The organism is Stenotrophomonas sp. 169 (assembly GCF_014621775.1).
Lineage (GTDB): Bacteria > Pseudomonadota > Gammaproteobacteria > Xanthomonadales > Xanthomonadaceae > Stenotrophomonas.
This window is the reverse complement of record NZ_CP061204.1, coordinates 1,714,828-1,731,896: the sequence shown is the minus strand read 5'-3', so window position 1 is coordinate 1,731,896 and position 17,069 is coordinate 1,714,828. Positions and strand designations below refer to the sequence as shown.

The window sequence follows — 17,069 nt, the reverse complement described above, 5'->3', positions numbered from 1 at the left end:
GGAAAGGGACACTGCGGCTGGCATCGGGCAGAGTCCCTGGCTGGCGTCTGCTTTCAGGATACCGCGTGGGGATGGCGACGGGCCGTCAACGCACGGGCGGCGGCAACCGGCGGCGGCCTGCGGGGCATGCCGTATGCCCAGCTGGATTAGACTATGCCCCCCGCCGTTTCCCAGCTGCCTGCCGACATGTCCGAATCTGCCCTGCTCGCCCTGTCCCCGCTCGATGGCCGTTATGCCGGCAAGGTCGATGCCCTGCGCCCGATCTTTTCCGAGTACGGCCTGATCAAGGCGCGCATCAAGGTAGAAGTGGAGTGGCTGCTGGCGCTCGCTGCCGAGCCGGCCATCGTGGAGCTGGCACCGTTCTCGGCAGCCGCCACCACCCGCCTGCGCGCGCTGGCCGATGGCTTCAGCCCCGCGCAGGCCGCACGCGTGAAGGACATCGAGCGCACCACCAACCATGACGTCAAGGCGGTGGAATACTTCATCAAGGAACAGCTGAAGGACGATGCCGAGCTGGCCCCGGCGCTGGAGTTCGTGCACTTCGCCTGCACCAGCGAAGACATCAACAACCTCAGCTACGGCCTGATGCTGGAGCAGGCCCGCCGCGAGGTGCTGCTGCCGACCCTCGATGGCATCGCGGCATCGCTGCGCAGCCTCGCCCATGCACAGGCCGCGCAGCCGATGCTGTCGCGCACCCACGGCCAGACCGCCTCGCCGACCACCCTGGGCAAAGAGCTGGCCAACGTGGTTGCCCGCCTGGAACGCCAGCGTCGTCAGATCGCCGCGGTCGAGCTGACCGGCAAGATCAACGGCGCAGTGGGCAACTACAACGCGCACGTGGTCAGCTACCCGGACGTGGACTGGCCGCTGTTCGCCCAGCGTTTCGTCGAAGGCCTGGGCCTGGTGTTCAACCCGTACACCACGCAGATCGAGCCGCATGACAACGTGGCCGAGATCGGTGATGCCGCACGTCGCGCCAACACCATCCTGATCGACCTCTCCCGCGACGTGTGGGGCTACATCTCGCTGGGCTACTTCAAGCAGCGCCTGAAGGAAGGCGAGGTCGGCTCGTCCACCATGCCGCACAAGGTCAACCCGATCGACTTCGAGAACGCCGAGGGCAACTTCGGCATCGCCAACGCGTTGTTCGAGCATTTCAGCGCCAAGCTGCCGATCAGCCGCTGGCAGCGTGACCTGACCGACTCCACCGTGCTGCGGGCACTGGGCACGGCGTTCGGCCACACCCAGGTGGCGCTGGATTCGTTGGCCAAGGGCATCGGCAAGCTGGAAGTGAACCCGCAGCGTCTTGATGCGGACCTGGACGGTGCGTGGGAAGTGCTGGCCGAGGCCGTGCAGACGGTGATGCGTCGCCATGGCCTGCCCAATCCGTACGAGCAGCTGAAGGCGCTGACCCGCGGCCAGGGCATCACGGCCGAGTCGATGCGCGCGTTCGTGGAATCGCTGGAACTGCCGGAAGACGCCAAGCAGCGCCTGCGCGAACTGACCCCAGGCGGCTACGCCGGCCTGGCGGCCGACCTCGCCCGCGCGATCTGAGTGTGTGCCGGGCTGCGCCCGGCACCTGCTTTTCAAGCAACAGCAACAGCAACAGCAACGTCAAAGGCTGCAGGGCTGCGTGTTGGCGGGGCGGGGGTGGGCTGGCGGGGGACGGCAAGAGCCGCATCCTGCGGGCCTCGTTGCGCGCCATCCATGGCGCTTAACGCCCCCGCCAGCCCACCCCCGCCCCACCTTCGACAGGTCCATGGCGGCCTTGGGACCGTGGTGCCTCCCGATTTCGGTAGCGCCGACCCATGGTCGGCGGATTCTTGGGGGATGGGATCTGATGGTTTCCGCCGACCATGGGTCGGCGCTACCACAGGCCTCGTTGACCCGTCGGGCGGAGGGAGCCCCTGAGTCAGGGGCGGCCGCGAAGCGGCGGGGTGTGGGTGCTGGTGAGACGGGGCCCACGGTTTGCGAAGCAAAGCGTGGGAGCGGCAGCGCGAATGCGATGACGCGGTCCCGCGCCATGGATGGCACGAAACGAGGCACGCATGGATGCGGCTCTTGCCGTCCCCCGCACAGCCCCACCGCCCGGCCCCAAGCACGTAACCCGCTTTCGCAGCCCCCACCGCGAGGGGGTTCCACCCGTTCGACACCACCCCGCCCGAGCGCGGACAATAGGCCATCAGCGGCCCCGACAGGCCGCCCCTGTTTCCGCTGCAAGGATCTCCCCCATGGCCGCACGCACACCCGCCCCCCGCCCCAAGCCCTTCGCCATCGAAGTCCACGCGACCGCCGCCAAGCCGCTGGGCATGGCCCCCGCGACCTTCCTGCGCGACTACTGGCAGAAGCGCCCGCTGCTGATCCGCAACGCCTTCGCTGATTTCCAGACCCCGGTGACCCCGGAAGACCTGGCGGGCCTGGCCTGCGAGGACGGCGTGCTGGCCCGCCTGATCGAACACGACCGCGGCACCGACGGCTGGCGCGTGCGTACCGGCCCCTTCCAGGAAGCGGTGTTCCCTGCCCTGCCCGAACAGGACTGGACCCTGCTGGTGCAGGACGTGGACAAGTGGGACCCGGACGTGCGGGCGCTGATCGCACGGTTCGACTTCCTGCCCCGCTGGCGGATGGACGACGTGATGATCAGCTTCGCTGCCGCCGGCGGCTCGGTGGGCGCGCACGTGGACCAGTACGACGTATTCCTGCTGCAGGGCCACGGCCACCGGCGCTGGCAGATCGACGCCAGCGAATCGACCAAGGGCAAGCGGCCAGCGCTGGATTTCCGCCCTGACATCGAGCTCAAGCAGCTCACGAAATTCAAGCCGACCCACGACTGGGTGCTGGCGCCGGGCGACATGCTCTACCTGCCGCCGAACGTACCGCACAACGGCGTGGCCGAGGATGCGTGCCTGACGTTCTCCTTCGGCATGCGCGCGCCGGCCTCGGCCGAGCTGATCAGCGATTACCTGGATACGCTGGTCGTGGACGCCGACGAGTCCATCCGCTATCAGGACCCGGACCTCAAGCTGCCGGAAGATCCCAACGAAATCGACGTGGCGGCCATGAACCGGGTCGTCGCCGCGCTCAATGCCATCCGCATGAATGACCCGGACAAGCTGGGTGACTGGTTCGGCCGGTTCATCACCACCTACCGGGCCGCCGGTGAAGTCATGCCCAGCGGGCCGGCACCGTCGTTGGACGAGGTCGACCAGGCGCTGGCGCATGGGCTGCTGCTGGAGCGGCACCCCTGGGCGCGGCTGGCATGGCGTCGTGCAAAGCGCGGTGCCAGCCTGTATTGCAGCGGTCTGGACCTGAGTGTGCCGGTCAAGGACGCGCAGCGCATCGCGGCGGCCGAACGGCTGGACGAGGCAGCTTGGCGCGGCCTGTCGGCGAAGGGGCGCCAGGCGCTGCAGGAGCTGATGGTGCTGGGCTTCTACCAGCTCACCGATCCCCGCGATACGGACGACGAGCAGGACGACGTGCTGGATGCGAGCGCGGAGGTGGTCGAGGCGGTGGAAACGGTCGAGACCATCGAGGTCGACGACTTCTCCGACGATGTGCGCGAAGTCAACGTGCACGAAGACGGCGTGGAAGTGGTGGTGAGCTTCGACGAGGACGATGAAGAAGATGAGCAGGAGGACGGCGCCGGCCAGCGCCGCCACTGAGCATGACGGCCTTCCACGTCGAGCGCGCTGACTATGCGCTCCACCACGCCGACCTTCACCGCGTGCGCCAGCAGGTGTTCGTCGTCGAGCAGAGCGTGCCCGCTGATCTGGAGCGCGACGAACTGGACGCGGTCTGCGTGCAAGTGCTGGCCCGCGACGCCGACGGCGCGCCGAGCGGCACCGGCCGTCTGCTGCCCGATGGCCGCATCGGCCGGATGGCGGTGCTGCCGGGATGGCGCAGCCGCGGCGTGGGCGAAGCGCTGCTGCAGGCCTTGGTGCAGGCAGCCATGGACGCCGGCCTGCCACAGGTCAGCCTGCATGCGCAGCTGCCCGCCTGCGAGTTCTATGCGCGGCAGGGCTTCGTGCCAGAGGGCGGCCGGTTCGAAGAGGCCGGCATCACCCACCTGCAGATGCGCCGCGCGCTGGGTGCACCGATGGCGGTCGACGGTCGAGAAGCCGCGCTGGCGGTGACCACGGCCATCATCCATCGCGCGCGCCGCCGCCTGTGGATCCACAGCCGCCAACTGGACCCCGGCCTGCTGGACGCACCCGCCGTGCAGCAGGCGCTGCGACGCTTTGCCACCCGTACGCACGACAAGCAGGTGCGGGTGATCGTGCACGATGCGGCCGCGGTGCAGGCGGGGGGCGCACCGCTGCTGGCGCTGGCGCAACGACTGCCCAGCGTCTTCCAGTTCCGCGAGGTCAGCGACCCGGTCGATCGCGCACTGGCATCGGCCTGTGCCTGCAATGACAGCGGCGACTACTACTTTCGTCTGATGGGCCATCGACTGGACGGCGAAGCGGGCATTGCCCTGCCATCACGTTCGCAGCCGTTCGAGCAACAATTGCAGCGGGTCTGGGACCGTTCGCGCGAATGCAACGAGCTGCGGGCTCTCGGGATCTGAGCCTGGCACCCCACTGCAACCTGTCTGCCAGCGGCACGGCAGGCCACCCAAAGCACCCCGCAGCGCCCCTTCATTCGGCGGATAGGGGTACAATTCAAGTGTTTGAACGCGCCCGTGCATGGCTATTCATCCAGTCGGCCGGGTACTTCCAGAGCCCTACCCCACAAGCGAATAATCACTCTCCATCGTGGACAATCTACTGAAGCAGTTTGCGCAATCATCGCAACTCGCCGGCGGCAACGCCTCCTATGTCGAGGATCTGTACGAGCAGTACCTCGTCTCGCCGGACAGTGTCGATCCCAAATGGAAGGCCTACTTCGATGGCTTCCAGGGTCGCGAAGCCGGTGACATCCCGCACTCGGCCGTCATCGCGCACATCGCAGACGCCGCCAAGGGTGCGCTGAAGAGCGGTACGGGCGAAGGTGCCGGTGACGAGCGCGAGCGCAATGTCGGCCGCCTGATCACCGCCTACCGTTCGCGCGGCCACCTCGGTGCGCGCCTGGATCCGCTTGGCCTGGCCGAACCGACCAACCCGCCGGACCTTGGCCTGCCCTTCCACAGCCTGTCCGATGGTGACCTGAACGCAGAGTTCAGCACCGGCGGCGTGGGTGGCCAGCCGCGCATGAAACTGCGTGACCTGCTGGCGCGCCTGAAGGCGACCTACACCGGTTCGATCGGTGCGGAGTTCATGCACATCTCCGAGGTCGAGCAGCGCCAGTGGATCTACAAAAAGCTCGAGCTCGCCGGTGGCGACTACGCGCTGGATGCAGAGACCAAGCGCCGCACGCTGGAGCGCCTGACCGCTGCGGAAGGCCTGGAACGCTACCTGCACACCAAGTACGTGGGCCAGAAGCGCTTCTCGCTGGAAGGCGGCGACGCGCTGATCCCGATGATGGACACCATCATCCGTGATGCCGGCAAGGACGGCGTCAAGGACGTAGTGATCGGCATGGCCCACCGTGGCCGCTTGAATGTGCTGGTCAACACGCTGGGCAAGAACCCGCGCAAGCTGTTCGACGAATTCGAAGGCAAGTTCGAGCACGACAACCATGCCTCCGCCGGTGACGTGAAGTACCACATGGGCTTCTCCGCCGATGTCAGCACTGACGGCGGCCCGGTTCATCTGGCGCTGGCGTTCAACCCGTCGCACCTGGAAATCGCCGATCCGGTGGTGGCCGGTTCGGTGCGGTCGCGCCAGGAACGCCGCAGCGACACCGAGCGCAAGCAGGTGATGCCGATCCTGATCCACGGTGATGCGGCGTTTGCCGGTCAGGGCGTGGTGATGGAGCTGTTCCAGATGTCGCAGGCGCGCGGTTTCGCCGTCGGCGGCACCGTGCACATCGTGGTCAACAACCAGGTCGGCTTCACCACGTCGAACCCGGAAGACTCGCGCTCCACGCTGTACTGCACCGATGTGGCCAAGATGATTGCCGCACCGGTCTTCCACGTGAACGGTGATGATCCCGAGGCCGTGGTGTTCGCTGCCAAGCTGGCCTTCGAGTTCCGGCAGAAGTTTGCCAAGGACGTGGTCATCGACCTGATGTGCTACCGCCGCTGGGGCCATAACGAAGCCGACGAACCGGCCATCACCCAGCCGTTGATGTACCAGGTGATCCGCAAGCACAAGACCACCCGTGAGATGTACGCCGAGCAGCTTGAGCAGGCCGGCGTGATCGAATCCGGTGGCGGCAAGGCACTGGTGGATGGCTACCGCGTCAAGCTGGACAGCGGCGAGTACACCACCGAGCTGGCCAAGGTGGAGAAGACCCCGCCGACCAGCCCGCTGTTCGTGGACTGGCCGAAGCTGCTGGACGGCAAGCTGTCGGACAGCATCAGCACTGCGGTAGGCATGGAGAAGCTGACCGATCTGGCCAAGCGGATCACCACCATCCCGGAAAGCGTGCAGGTCCATTCGCGCGTGGCCAAGGTGTATGACGACCGTCGCAAGATGGCCGCCGGCGAGATCCCGGGCGACTGGGGCTTTGCGGAAAACCTGGCCTACGCCACCCTGCTCGACGAAGGCCATCGCCTGCGTCTGGTCGGTCAGGACGTCGGCCGCGGTACGTTCACGCACCGCCACGCGATCCTGCACGACCAGAACACCGACAACTACTACCTGCCGCTGCGGCAGCTGGTGGACGCGCCGGAAAAAGCCACCATCATCGATTCGCTGCTCAGCGAAGAAGCCGTGATGGCATTCGAGTACGGGTTCTCCACCACCGACCCGGGCACCCTGTGCATCTGGGAAGGCCAGTTCGGCGATTTCGCCAACGGCGCCCAGGTGGTGATCGACCAGTTCATCGCCGCCGGTGAAGCCAAGTGGGGCCGCCTGACCGGTCTAACCCTGCTGCTGCCGCATGGGTATGAAGGCCAGGGTCCGGAACACAGCTCGGCGCGCCTTGAGCGCTTCCTGCAGTTGTGTGCGCTGGAAAACATGCTGGTGGTGGTCCCGTCCACGCCGGCGCAGGCCTTCCACATGCTGCGTCGCCAGCAGCACCTGACCACGCGCAAGCCGCTGATCGTGATGTCGCCCAAGTCGCTGCTGCGCCACAAGCTGGCCGTGTCGACGCTGGAAGAACTGGCCAATGGCGAGTTCCAGCACCTCATCGGTGATGCCAAGGCAGATCCGAAGAAGGTCAAGCGCGTGGTGCTGTGCTCGGGCAAGGTCTACTACGACCTGCTGGAAGACCAGACCAAGCGGGGCCAGGACGACGTGGCGATCATCCGCGTGGAGCAGCTGTACCCGTTCCCGCGCGCGCTGCTGGCTGCCGAACTGAAGAAGTACGGCAATGCCACCGACGTGGTGTGGACGCAGGAAGAGCCGCAGAACCAGGGTGCGTGGTACCAGATCCGCCACCACCTGCAGTTCTGCGTCGGCGAAGGCCAGAGCCTCCATTACGCAGGTCGTGCACGGTCGGCATCGCCGGCAGCCGGCCACATGGCTGACCACGTCATCGAGCAGCAGAAGCTGGTCGCCGATGCGCTGGTCAACCCGTTCGACGACTCGGTCGCCGAATAACCCCCCCATTCCACGAAAAAAGAACCCAGGAAGCCCCCGCATGGCCACCGAAGTCAAAGTCCCGGTACTGCCCGAATCCGTCTCCGACGGCACCATCGCCACCTGGCACAAGAAGGTCGGCGACGCCGTCAAGCGTGACGAGAATCTGGTTGACCTGGAGACCGACAAGGTCGTTCTGGAAGTCCCGTCGACCGTCGACGGCGTGCTGAAGGAAATCAAGTTCCAGGAAGGTGACACCGTCACCAGCTCCCAGGTGCTGGCGATCATCGAGGAAGGTGCAGTGGCTGAAGCCGCAGCCCCGGCCCCGGCCGCTGAAGAAAAGAAGGCCGAAGCTGCACCGGCACAGGCCACCGACGCACCGAAGGCCGCTGCCGCTCCGGCACCGGCTGCGAAGTCCGCCGCCGATTCGCTGCCCCCGGGCGCCCGTTTCTCGGCGATCACCGAAGGTGTGAACCCGGCTGACGTGGACGGTACCGGTCGTCGTGGCGCGGTGACCAAGGAAGACATCGTCAACTACGCCCGCAACGGCGGCGCTGGCAAGGCCGGTGGTGCGCGTCCGGAAGAACGCGTGCCGATGACCCGCATGCGCAAGCGCATCGCCGACCGCCTGATGGAATCCAAGAACGGCACCGCGATGCTGACCACCTTCAACGAGGTCAACCTCGCCAAGGTATCGGCCGCGCGCAAGGAACTGCAGGAAGAGTTCCAGAAGGCGCACGGCATCAAGCTCGGCTTCATGAGCTTCTTCGTCAAGGCCGCCGCCAACGCGCTGCAGCGCTTCCCGCTGGTCAATGCGTCCATCGACGGCAGCGACATCATCTATCACGGCTTCTCGGACATCTCCATCGCGGTGTCCACCGAAAAGGGCCTGGTCACTCCGGTGCTGCGCAACGTCGAACGCCAGTCGTTCGCCGATATCGAAAAGGGCATCGCCGAGTACGCCAAGAAGGCGCGTGACGGCAAGCTGAGCCTGGACGACCTGCAGGGCGGCACCTTCACCGTGACCAACGGCGGCACCTTCGGTTCACTGCTGTCCACCCCGATCATCAACCCGCCGCAGAGCGCCATCCTGGGCATGCACGCGATCAAGGAACGTCCGATCGCCGAGAACGGCCAGGTCGTGATCGCGCCGATGATGTACCTGGCCCTGTCCTACGACCACCGCATCATCGACGGCAAGGATTCGGTGCAGTTCCTGGTGGACATCAAGAACCAGCTGGAAAACCCGGGCCGCATGCTGTTCGGCCTGTAAGACCCGCCGACCCCTCCCGCCCGCGGGAGGGGTCTGTCGATTCAGGGGCACGGCCACCGCCCTGCCCGCCTCCCGGCGCCTCGCGCCACCGATCCGTTCCACGGGTCGAGGAATGCAACAAGGAACCTTCAAATGGCTGAACAATTCGACGTCGTCGTCATCGGTGCCGGCCCGGCCGGTTACCACGCCGCCATCCGTGCCGCGCAGCTGGGCCTGAAGACGGCCTGCATCGACGCGGCGCTGGGCAAGGACGGCAAGCCGGCGCTCGGCGGCACCTGCCTGCGCGTGGGCTGCATCCCGTCCAAGGCGCTGCTGGATTCCTCGCGCCAGTACTGGAACATGGGCCACATCTTTGGCGACCACGGCATCAGCTTCAAGGATGCCAAGATGGACGTCGAGGCGATGGTTGGCCGCAAGGACAAGATCGTCAAGCAGTTCACCGGTGGCATCGCCATGCTGTTCAAGGCGAACAAGGTGGCTGCGTATTACGGTTTCGGCGAGCTGCAGAAGGACAACGTGGTCAAGGTGACCCAGCACGACGGCTCGATCGTCGAGCTGAAGGGCACCAACGTGATCATCGCCGCTGGCTCGGACTCGATCGAACTGCCGTTCGCCAAGTTCGACGGTGAGACCATCGTCGACAACGTCGGCGGCCTGGATTTCACCGAAGTCCCGAAGCGCCTGGCCGTGATCGGCGCCGGTGTGATCGGCCTGGAACTGGGCAGCGTGTGGAAGCGCCTGGGGTCGGAAGTGACGATCCTGGAAGCACTGCCGGACTTCCTGGCCGCCGCCGACGCCGAAGTGGGCAAGGTCGCGTTGAAGGAGTTCAAGAAGCAGGGCCTGGACATCAAGCTGGGCGCCAAGGTGTCCAAGGCTGAAGTCACCGGCAAGGGCAAGAAGGCCGAAGTCGCGCTGACCTACACTGACAGCGAAGGCGAGAAGTCGCTGACCGTGGACAAGCTGCTGGTGGCCGTCGGCCGTCGCGCAGCGACCAAGGGCCTGCTGGCTGAAGGCACCGGCGTCAAGATCAACGAGCGTGGCCAGATCGAAGTGGACGCGCACTGCCACACCGGCGTCAATGGCGTGTGGGCGGTCGGTGACTGCGTGCGCGGCCCGATGCTGGCACACAAGGGCTTCGAGGAAGGCATCGCCGTGGCCGAGCTGATCGCGGGCCTGCCGGGCCACGTCAACTTCGACACCATCCCGTGGGTCATCTATACCGAGCCGGAGCTGGCCTGGGTCGGCAAGACCGAGCAGCAGCTGAAGGCGGAAGGCATTCCGTACAAGGCTGGCAGCTTCCCGTTCGCCGCCAATGGCCGTGCGGTTGCGATGATCGAGCCGACCGGCTTCGTCAAGGTGCTGGCACACGCCGAAACCGATCGCATCCTGGGCATGCACCTGGTCGGCGCGAATGTGTCCGAGCTGGTGCACGAAGGCGTGCTGACCATGGAGTTCAGCGGTTCGGCCGATGATCTCGCGCGCATCTGCCACGCCCATCCGTCGCTGTCGGAAGTGGTGCACGACGCCGCGATGGCGGTCAGCAAGCGCGCGATCCACAAGGCGAACTGATACCGCTTTGGTGGCGTAACGAAAAACCCCGCTTCGGCGGGGTTTTTTTGTGGCCTCAGGGGGCCGGCCGGCTGCTTTGCCCTGGGTAGAGCCGACTTCAGTCGGCTGCGGGCTACATGACCTACGACCGCCAGCCGACTGAAGTCGGCTCTACCGAGCGGCGGCTGGCTGTCGCCCACCGCCGAGCAGGCGCGCGGGCAGCATCAAGACCGCCGACAGGAACGCGAACACGGCCGACAGGGTCACTCCCACCAGGCGGAACGGCAGGCTGATCAACCACACGAACGGCCACGCGATCAGGGCGAGTATCGCCAGCGGCCAGCACAGCACGAACAGCAGGCACCACACGCCGAGCGCGAACAGGGTCTTCATGACAGGGGCTCCTACGACGGCACCGCGCCGCCTGGAGACCATCCTTCCCTCCCGCTGTGCGCGGTGCAAGCGGAATGCGACGAAACGCCGGATGCGCCGACGAACCCCGCGCGCGCATCCATGATGCTGGTAGCGCCGAGCAGGGCTCGGCGCTACGTCCCTTACTCGAACGACCCCACCGAATCGTGCGACAGGTTGTCGAACCGGGTGTACTCACCGAAGAACTTCAGTTTGCACGAGCCGGTGGGGCCACCACGGTGCTTGCCGATGATGATCTCGGCCAAGCCCTTGTCCGGCGAGTTTTCTTTGTTGTAGTAATCATCGCGGTAGATGAAGACGATCATGTCCGCATCCTGCTCGATAGCGCCGGATTCGCGAAGATCGGCCATCACCGGGCGCTTGTCGGTACGCGTTTCCAGCGATCGGTTGAGCTGGGACAGCGCGATCACCGGCACGTTGAGCTCCTTCGCCAGGCCCTTCAGGCCTCGCGAGATTTCGGAGATTTCCGTCGCGCGGTTTTCGCTGTTGCCCGGCACGCTCATCAACTGCAGGTAGTCGATCACGATCAGGCCCAGGTCATGCTCGCGCTTCAGACGACGGCATTTGGACCGCAGGATCTCCGGCGACACGCCGGGCGTATCGTCGATGAAGATCTTGGTCTCTTTCAGCATGCGGATGGCGCCGGTCACCCGGCTCCAATCCTCATCTTCCAGCTGACCGGTGCGCAGGCGCTGGGCGTTGATGCGGCCATTCGATGAAATCAGGCGCATCGCCAACTGCGAGGCCGACATTTCCATCGAGAAGATCGCGACGCCCTTCTTCGACTTGATTGCTGCGTACTCGGCGATGTTCAGCGCCAGGGTTGTCTTGCCCATCGCGGGACGAGCCGCGAGGATGATCAGGTCGGTCGGTTGCAGGCCGGCGGTCATCGCATCGAAATCGTTGTACCCGGTCGGCAGTCCGGTGATGTTGCCGCCGTTCTCGAAGCGGTTGCGCAGCTCCTCGAAGGCGTCCTTCAGCGCACCCGGCATCGCCACGAAATCCGTCCGCCCGCGAGCGCCCTGCTCGGCGATGGCGAACACGGATTTTTCCGCGCTGGCCAGCAGTTCGCTGCTTTCGCGGCCTTCGGGCTGGAAGCCGTCGTTGACGATGTCCGTGCCGACCTGGATCAACTGGCGCAGCACCGCCTTGTCACGCACGATCTCCGCGTAGGCCACGATGTTCGCCGCCGATGGCGTGGTGCTGGCCAGCTCGATGAGGTAGGCACCGTCGCCGACCAGCTCCATCTTGCCCTGCGATTCGAACCACTCGCCCAGCGTGACCGCATCGAACGGACGGTCACGCTCGGACAGCTCGCGGATGGCGCGGTAGATCATCTGGTGGTCGCGCCGGTAGAAGTCTCCCTCGGCCAGTTGCTCGTTGACGCGGTCGAAGGCCTCCGGCGCGAGCATCAGGCCGCCCAGCACGGCCTGCTCGGCTTCCACCGAATGCGGCGGCACACGCAGCGAATCAATGCGCGAGTCATCGCGGTCGTGGCGGTCGGAACGCTCACGACGGTCGGAACGGAAGCCGGAACGGGCAGACATACGGCGGAATTTCCTACGGGTTGGCGAGATCAGTGTAGGCACGCGCGAACCCCTGCCGCCATGGACAAGCCTGTGGATAAGCCGTGGGCAAACGGGGGATATCCACCGGTGCATGACCAACGTGGCGCTGCGATGTCGTGGTGCCGATGGCAGGCATCGTTGCGACGCCCGCGTGGTGCATTATCGCAGATCGCGGCCGCCAGCCGGCGACCGCGACCGGGGTGTTCAGACAGCCTTGGCGTGGACCTGCACCAGCGCGATGAAACGGTCGACGAAGTCCTGCAGGAACTTCTGCGTCCCTTCGTTGGTGATCGTGCCGTTGTCATCGATCAGCCCTTCCTTGAAATGCAGGAAGGCCTCTGGCTGACCCAGCACCTGCATGTCCAGGTAGGCCAGGATGTTGCGCAGGTGCTGCTGGGCGACCGCCGTCCCGATGACGCCGATGGAGGCACCGATCACGGCGGCGGGCTTGCCAGCGAACGCGCTGTGTCCATACGGCCGGGAGCCGATGTCGATGGCGTTCTTCAGCACACCGGGCACCGAGCGATTGTATTCAGGGCTGACGAACAGCACGGCGTCCGCCTGCTTGATCTGGTCCTTCAGCCGCTTGCCTTCGGCCGGATAGTCGCTGTCGAAATCCTGGTCATACAGCGGCAGGTCGCCGATCTGCACGAAGTCGAAGCGCGCCTTGCCCGCTGCCAGTTTTTCCAGCGCGCGCGCCAGCTTGCGGTTGATCGACTCTTTTCGAAGGCTGCCGACAAGGACGGCAATGGTGAACTCGGCCATGGGATGGTCTCGCGTTGGGGATGTTTCACCCTAGTGGCGGCCGCCTTGTGGCTGGGTGAAGGCACGCGAGCAGGCCCATGTTGCCCGCTCGCGCAGTCACACAGATCCGCCCTGCCGACTGGCTGCACGGATGCTGTCGCGCGTCTCACGCCAGTGCGCCTGCCACGCCTGGAACATCAGCACGTTCCACAGGTGGGTATGCCACTTGCGCTGGCCGCCGATGAACTGCTGCCACAGCGGCTGGATGGCCGCAGCGGACAGCACGCCCTCACGCTGCAGCCGGCCCGGATCCAGCAGCGCCTCGGCCCACGGGCGCAGGTCGCCACGCAGCCAGTCGCTGACCGGCGCGCCGAAGCCGCGCTTGGGTCGGTGCACCATCGACTGCGGCACATAGCGTCCGAGTACGCGCTTCAGCAGTACCTTGCTCACATCGTCCTGACGCTTGAACGCCAGCGGCAACGACCACGCAAACTCAGCCACCCGCCAGTCCAGCAGGGGCGCACGCGCTTCCAGGCTTACCGCCATCGAAGTGCGGTCGACCTTGCACAGCAGGTCATCGGGCAGATAGCTCACGAAGTCGGCCAGCATCATCGCGTCGGCGGGTGTGCCGGCGCCATGCAGCGGATCGGCCAGGTCATAGAAACTCCCCGCCCCGCGGGCACCCTGCACGGCAGCCAGCGGGTCGCGCCAGCGTGAGATCCGGTTGCGGTACACATCGCCGATGCCGCGCGCGCCGGTCTCGGCGAGCAATGCCGCAAGCCCCCCCGTGCGCGAGGCCTCGCCCTGCCCCGTCGAACGCGCACCCAGCCAGCGCCGCAGCGGGGCCGGGACACGGCCGAGCATCTGCCAGTTGCGCAGCGCGCGCACGTAGCGCATGTAGCCGAAGAACAGTTCATCGCCGCCATCACCGGACAACGCCACGGTGACACCCTGCCGCGCCAGTCGGGCCACCAGGGCCGTCGGTACCTGCGAGGCGTCGGCGAAGGGTTCATCGAACATCGTCGGCAGCTGCGGCACCACCGCCAGCGCATCGGCCCCACTGACATACAGCTCGGTGTGGTCGCAACCCAGGTGCGCGGCCAGCTCCTTGGCAAGCGGCGCTTCATCGTGGTGCGAATCACTGAAGCCGATGCTGAAGCTGTGCACCGGCTTGCTGCTCTGCGCCTGCATGAGCGCGGCGACCAGTGAAGAATCGGTGCCGCCGGACAAGAACACGCCGACCGGCACGTCGGCGACCATGCGCAGGCCAACCGCATCCTGCAACAAGGTATCGAGCTGCTGTTCGGCGTCGTCGATGCTGCCGCGGAAGGGGTTGGCCAAGGCAGCCTGCATGCGCGCACGCGCGTCCCAGAACGGACGTTGCGCCTGCTCCGGCCGATGCGCGGAGGCGCCCGCCTCCACCATGGCCGCATCCAGCCGCAGCACACGGCCCGGCATCATCTTGAAGCATGCCTGGTGGATGCTGTGCGGCGCGGGAATGTAGTCCAGCCGCAGCAGCAGGGTCAGCGCGTCGCGGTCAATGTCGTTGTCGAAATCGGGATGCTGCCACAGCGCTTTCAACTCCGATCCGAACACCAGCGTGCTACCCGCCCAGCCGTAATACAGCGGTTTCTTGCCGACGCGATCGCGCGCCAGCCACAGGCACTGCTCGTGGCGATCCCAGAGCGCGATGGCGAACATGCCGTTGCAGCGCTGCAGGGTATCGTCCAGCCCCCATTGCAGGATCGCCGCGAGCAGCACTTCGGTATCGGAGTGACCCCGGAACGGGTGACCATGCGGCTCCAGCTCGGCACGCAGCGCAGCGAAGTTGTAGACCTCGCCGTTGTAGGCCATCACGTAGCGGCCATCGGCCGAGGCCATCGGCTGGTGGCCCAGCGGTGAAAGATCGAGGATGCTCAGGCGACGATGTGCGAGGGCCACGCCCGCCGCTTCATCAGCCCACACACCGCGATCATCCGGTCCGCGATGCAGCAACGCATCGCCCATCCGCCCGGCCAGCGCCTGCAGGGGTCCGGCCTCCATCGAAGGTGCCGGCAACAGCATTCCCGCCAATCCACACATGCATCTGCTTCCTGCGCCCAGGGCGATGGGACGCTACCTGCACATTGTCGCCCGTGGCGCAGGGCGGGTCCATGACCGGCCCGGCTATTGCGCGTCGAACCGCGCCTGCACCTCGGCCGTCACCGCAGGCATCGGCACGAACCCAGGCTGCGCGCGGACACGCTGCAGCCATGCGCTGATCAACGGAAACGCCTGCAGGGAAATGCCGCCATCGCCCGCGACGTGCGTATAGGCGAACAGTGCGATGTCGGCGATCCCGTACTGGCGGCCACTGAACCACGATGCGCCGGCCAAGTGCTGCTCCATCACGGCGAGCGACTGCGCCGCGCGCTCGCGCAACTGCGGCAGCTCTGCATGCCGCGGCGAATCCGCAGCCACCCATCCGCGGATGAAGCGCGCCACGGCGACGTACGGTTCATGACTGTACTGTTCGAAGAACATCCAGCGCAGGGTCTGTGCGCGCTCCCAGCCATCACTGGACAGGAACGGCGTGCCTTCCGCCAACCAGAACAGAATGGCGTTGGACTCGGGCAGTACCCGCCCGTCATCGCGTACGACGACGGGTACCTTGGCATTCAAGTTGAGCGCCAGAAACCCGGGCTCGTGGGTCTGTCCGTGCGCGCTGTCCACCTCTACCCAGCGATAGCGCGTGCCGAGCTGCTCCAGCAGCAGCCGCACCTTGTGGCAGTTGCCCGATACGGACATCCCATGGACTGTCAGACCTACCCGCTCATCCGCCATCACTGCACTCCCTCTGGGCCGCCAGCCACGCCGGCGCGTGCTGGGCAGTCTGGCAACTGTGCGCCGCCTTGCCAAGCGGGCTGCAGCCACCGCTGGATACGGAAAAGGCCGGCTTGCGCCGGCCTCGTCCTTGCAGCGACTGCGGTCAGTGAAGCGCGTTACTGGTGGTTGCTCGCGGCTGCAGCGGTCTGGGTCACCAACTGGCCATCGACCACCGGCAGACGATCGCTGGCCGGCTTGTCGTTCATGCGGATGGTCTTCTCAGCGCCGTCGTAGCGATACGTCACGTCGTAGCCCTTGACCACATCGGAAGTCCCCATGGCGATCCGGGTGCCCGGCTTGCTGTCCATGCGCATCGTCCCGGTGGTGCCGTCTTCGTTGCGATAGGTCACGTTGTAGCCGGTGACCTGGCTGGACTCGGAGGTGGTGGTTTCGGTGTGGCACTGGCGCTCGGTGCGATTGACCACGCGACCGCCGACGTGGCGCTTGTCGACGTTGTTGCCGATCATGCCACCCGCCACGGCGCCCGCTGCGGTGGCGACCTTGCGGCCATTGCCGCCGCCTACCTGGTTGCCCAGCAGGCCGCCGATCACCGCACCGGCGACCGTGCCACCCACGTTGCCGTCGCGCTCGGGCAGTCGTTCCTGCACCACGACGTCTTCGCAGACTTCATGCGGCGTCTGGGTGCTGGAGGTCTGGCGCACCGCCTCGGTCCCGATCACGGTCGCATAGGCTTTTTCTTTCTGGGTGATCGGGGCGACTTTCATCACGTCGGCATATTCCAGGCCGCGCTTGGCATCGACATCCAGCGCGTCGGTGCGCGCGCCGTCATCGGCCAGCGCAGCGTCCGGCAGCACCGTTCCATCGGCGGCGGTCACGTAACCCGGGCTCTTGTCGCCGCTTTTCATGAAGGCAGCCGTGGCAATGCCACCGACCAGCAATGCACCTGCAGCGACCAGGACCGTAGTAGTAGTAGTTTTCATGACCTGCTCCTTGCGGACCACCCGCAACGTTCACAATGCGGATTGCAGCACGCGCTCCCTGAACGGAATCTCGACAAGACCTTTATCTTTCCGCCTCCCATTCAGGAAACGGCCATCCGGACGCCGTGGTAGC

Annotated in this window: 12 protein-coding genes; 6 read left to right on the top strand and 6 right to left on the bottom strand. The window is 66.0% G+C overall.

Going from position 1 to position 17,069, the window contains the following annotated elements; genetic code table 11:
* Positions 1-186 precede the first annotated feature (186 nt).
* From purB to lpdA, 6 genes are all read left to right on the top strand, one after another.
* On the top strand, positions 187-1,554 hold the full coding sequence (gene purB / locus ICJ04_RS07485; protein WP_188326882.1) for an adenylosuccinate lyase: 1,368 nt from the start codon (positions 187-189) through the stop codon (positions 1,552-1,554).
* 677 nt (positions 1,555-2,231) lie between these two features.
* Complete coding sequence (locus tag ICJ04_RS07480) at positions 2,232-3,662, top strand: cupin domain-containing protein (protein ID WP_188326881.1); 1,431 nt, start codon at positions 2,232-2,234, stop codon at positions 3,660-3,662.
* A gap of 2 nt (positions 3,663-3,664) precedes the next feature.
* Positions 3,665-4,567: a GNAT family N-acetyltransferase gene (locus ICJ04_RS07475; RefSeq protein ID WP_188326880.1), complete on the top strand. Its 903-nt coding sequence runs from the start codon at positions 3,665-3,667 to the stop codon at positions 4,565-4,567.
* 187 nt (positions 4,568-4,754) lie between these two features.
* Positions 4,755-7,586, top strand: a complete 2,832-nt coding sequence (locus tag ICJ04_RS07470; RefSeq protein WP_188326879.1) for a 2-oxoglutarate dehydrogenase E1 component — start codon at positions 4,755-4,757, stop codon at positions 7,584-7,586.
* A 40-nt stretch (positions 7,587-7,626) separates the two neighbouring features.
* The gene (gene sucB, locus ICJ04_RS07465; protein ID WP_188326878.1) at positions 7,627-8,838 is read left to right on the top strand and encodes a dihydrolipoyllysine-residue succinyltransferase; all 1,212 of its coding nucleotides are present in this window, start codon (positions 7,627-7,629) and stop codon (positions 8,836-8,838) included.
* A 132-nt stretch (positions 8,839-8,970) separates the two neighbouring features.
* Positions 8,971-10,407, top strand: a complete 1,437-nt coding sequence (lpdA, locus tag ICJ04_RS07460) for a dihydrolipoyl dehydrogenase (protein ID WP_188326877.1) — start codon at positions 8,971-8,973, stop codon at positions 10,405-10,407.
* 150 nt (positions 10,408-10,557) lie between these two features.
* Here lpdA and ICJ04_RS07455 read toward each other — a convergent pair whose 3' ends face one another.
* From ICJ04_RS07455 to ICJ04_RS07430, 6 genes are all read right to left on the bottom strand, one after another.
* The gene (locus ICJ04_RS07455) at positions 10,558-10,779 is read right to left on the bottom strand and encodes a hypothetical protein (protein ID WP_188326876.1); all 222 of its coding nucleotides are present in this window, start codon (positions 10,777-10,779) and stop codon (positions 10,558-10,560) included.
* A gap of 161 nt (positions 10,780-10,940) precedes the next feature.
* Positions 10,941-12,365, bottom strand: a complete 1,425-nt coding sequence (locus tag ICJ04_RS07450) for a replicative DNA helicase (protein ID WP_188326875.1) — start codon at positions 12,363-12,365, stop codon at positions 10,941-10,943.
* Positions 12,366-12,590: 225 nt separating this feature from the next.
* Positions 12,591-13,151, bottom strand: a complete 561-nt coding sequence (locus tag ICJ04_RS07445; protein ID WP_188326874.1) for an NAD(P)H-dependent oxidoreductase — start codon at positions 13,149-13,151, stop codon at positions 12,591-12,593.
* A gap of 96 nt (positions 13,152-13,247) precedes the next feature.
* A complete protein-coding gene (asnB, locus tag ICJ04_RS07440) occupies positions 13,248-15,212 on the bottom strand; it encodes an asparagine synthase (glutamine-hydrolyzing) (protein ID WP_188326873.1) in 1,965 nt (654 codons plus the stop codon).
* An 84-nt stretch (positions 15,213-15,296) separates the two neighbouring features.
* Positions 15,297-15,953, bottom strand: coding sequence for a glutathione S-transferase family protein (locus ICJ04_RS07435; protein ID WP_188326872.1), 657 nt, complete (start codon positions 15,951-15,953; stop codon positions 15,297-15,299).
* A gap of 158 nt (positions 15,954-16,111) precedes the next feature.
* Positions 16,112-16,936, bottom strand: a complete 825-nt coding sequence (locus tag ICJ04_RS07430; RefSeq protein WP_274602778.1) for a glycine zipper 2TM domain-containing protein — start codon at positions 16,934-16,936, stop codon at positions 16,112-16,114.
* Positions 16,937-17,069 lie beyond the last annotated feature (133 nt).

Excerpts from the sequence above, each read along its gene's own strand:
- asnB (WP_188326873.1), bottom strand. The coding sequence starts at position 15,212 with ATGTGTGGATTGGCGGGAATGCTGTTGCCGGCACCTTCGATGGAGGCC.
- lpdA (WP_188326877.1), top strand. The coding sequence starts at position 8,971 with ATGGCTGAACAATTCGACGTCGTCGTCATCGGTGCCGGCCCGGCCGGT.
- ICJ04_RS07435 (WP_188326872.1), bottom strand. The coding sequence starts at position 15,953 with ATGGCGGATGAGCGGGTAGGTCTGACAGTCCATGGGATGTCCGTATCG.
- ICJ04_RS07445 (WP_188326874.1), bottom strand. The coding sequence starts at position 13,151 with ATGGCCGAGTTCACCATTGCCGTCCTTGTCGGCAGCCTTCGAAAAGAG.
- ICJ04_RS07430 (WP_274602778.1), bottom strand. The coding sequence starts at position 16,936 with ATGAAAACTACTACTACTACGGTCCTGGTCGCTGCAGGTGCATTGCTG.
- ICJ04_RS07455 (WP_188326876.1), bottom strand. The coding sequence starts at position 10,779 with ATGAAGACCCTGTTCGCGCTCGGCGTGTGGTGCCTGCTGTTCGTGCTG.
- ICJ04_RS07480 (WP_188326881.1), top strand. The coding sequence starts at position 2,232 with ATGGCCGCACGCACACCCGCCCCCCGCCCCAAGCCCTTCGCCATCGAA.
- sucB (WP_188326878.1), top strand. The coding sequence starts at position 7,627 with ATGGCCACCGAAGTCAAAGTCCCGGTACTGCCCGAATCCGTCTCCGAC.
- ICJ04_RS07450 (WP_188326875.1), bottom strand. The coding sequence starts at position 12,365 with ATGTCTGCCCGTTCCGGCTTCCGTTCCGACCGTCGTGAGCGTTCCGAC.
- ICJ04_RS07475 (WP_188326880.1), top strand. The coding sequence starts at position 3,665 with ATGACGGCCTTCCACGTCGAGCGCGCTGACTATGCGCTCCACCACGCC.
- purB (WP_188326882.1), top strand. The coding sequence starts at position 187 with ATGTCCGAATCTGCCCTGCTCGCCCTGTCCCCGCTCGATGGCCGTTAT.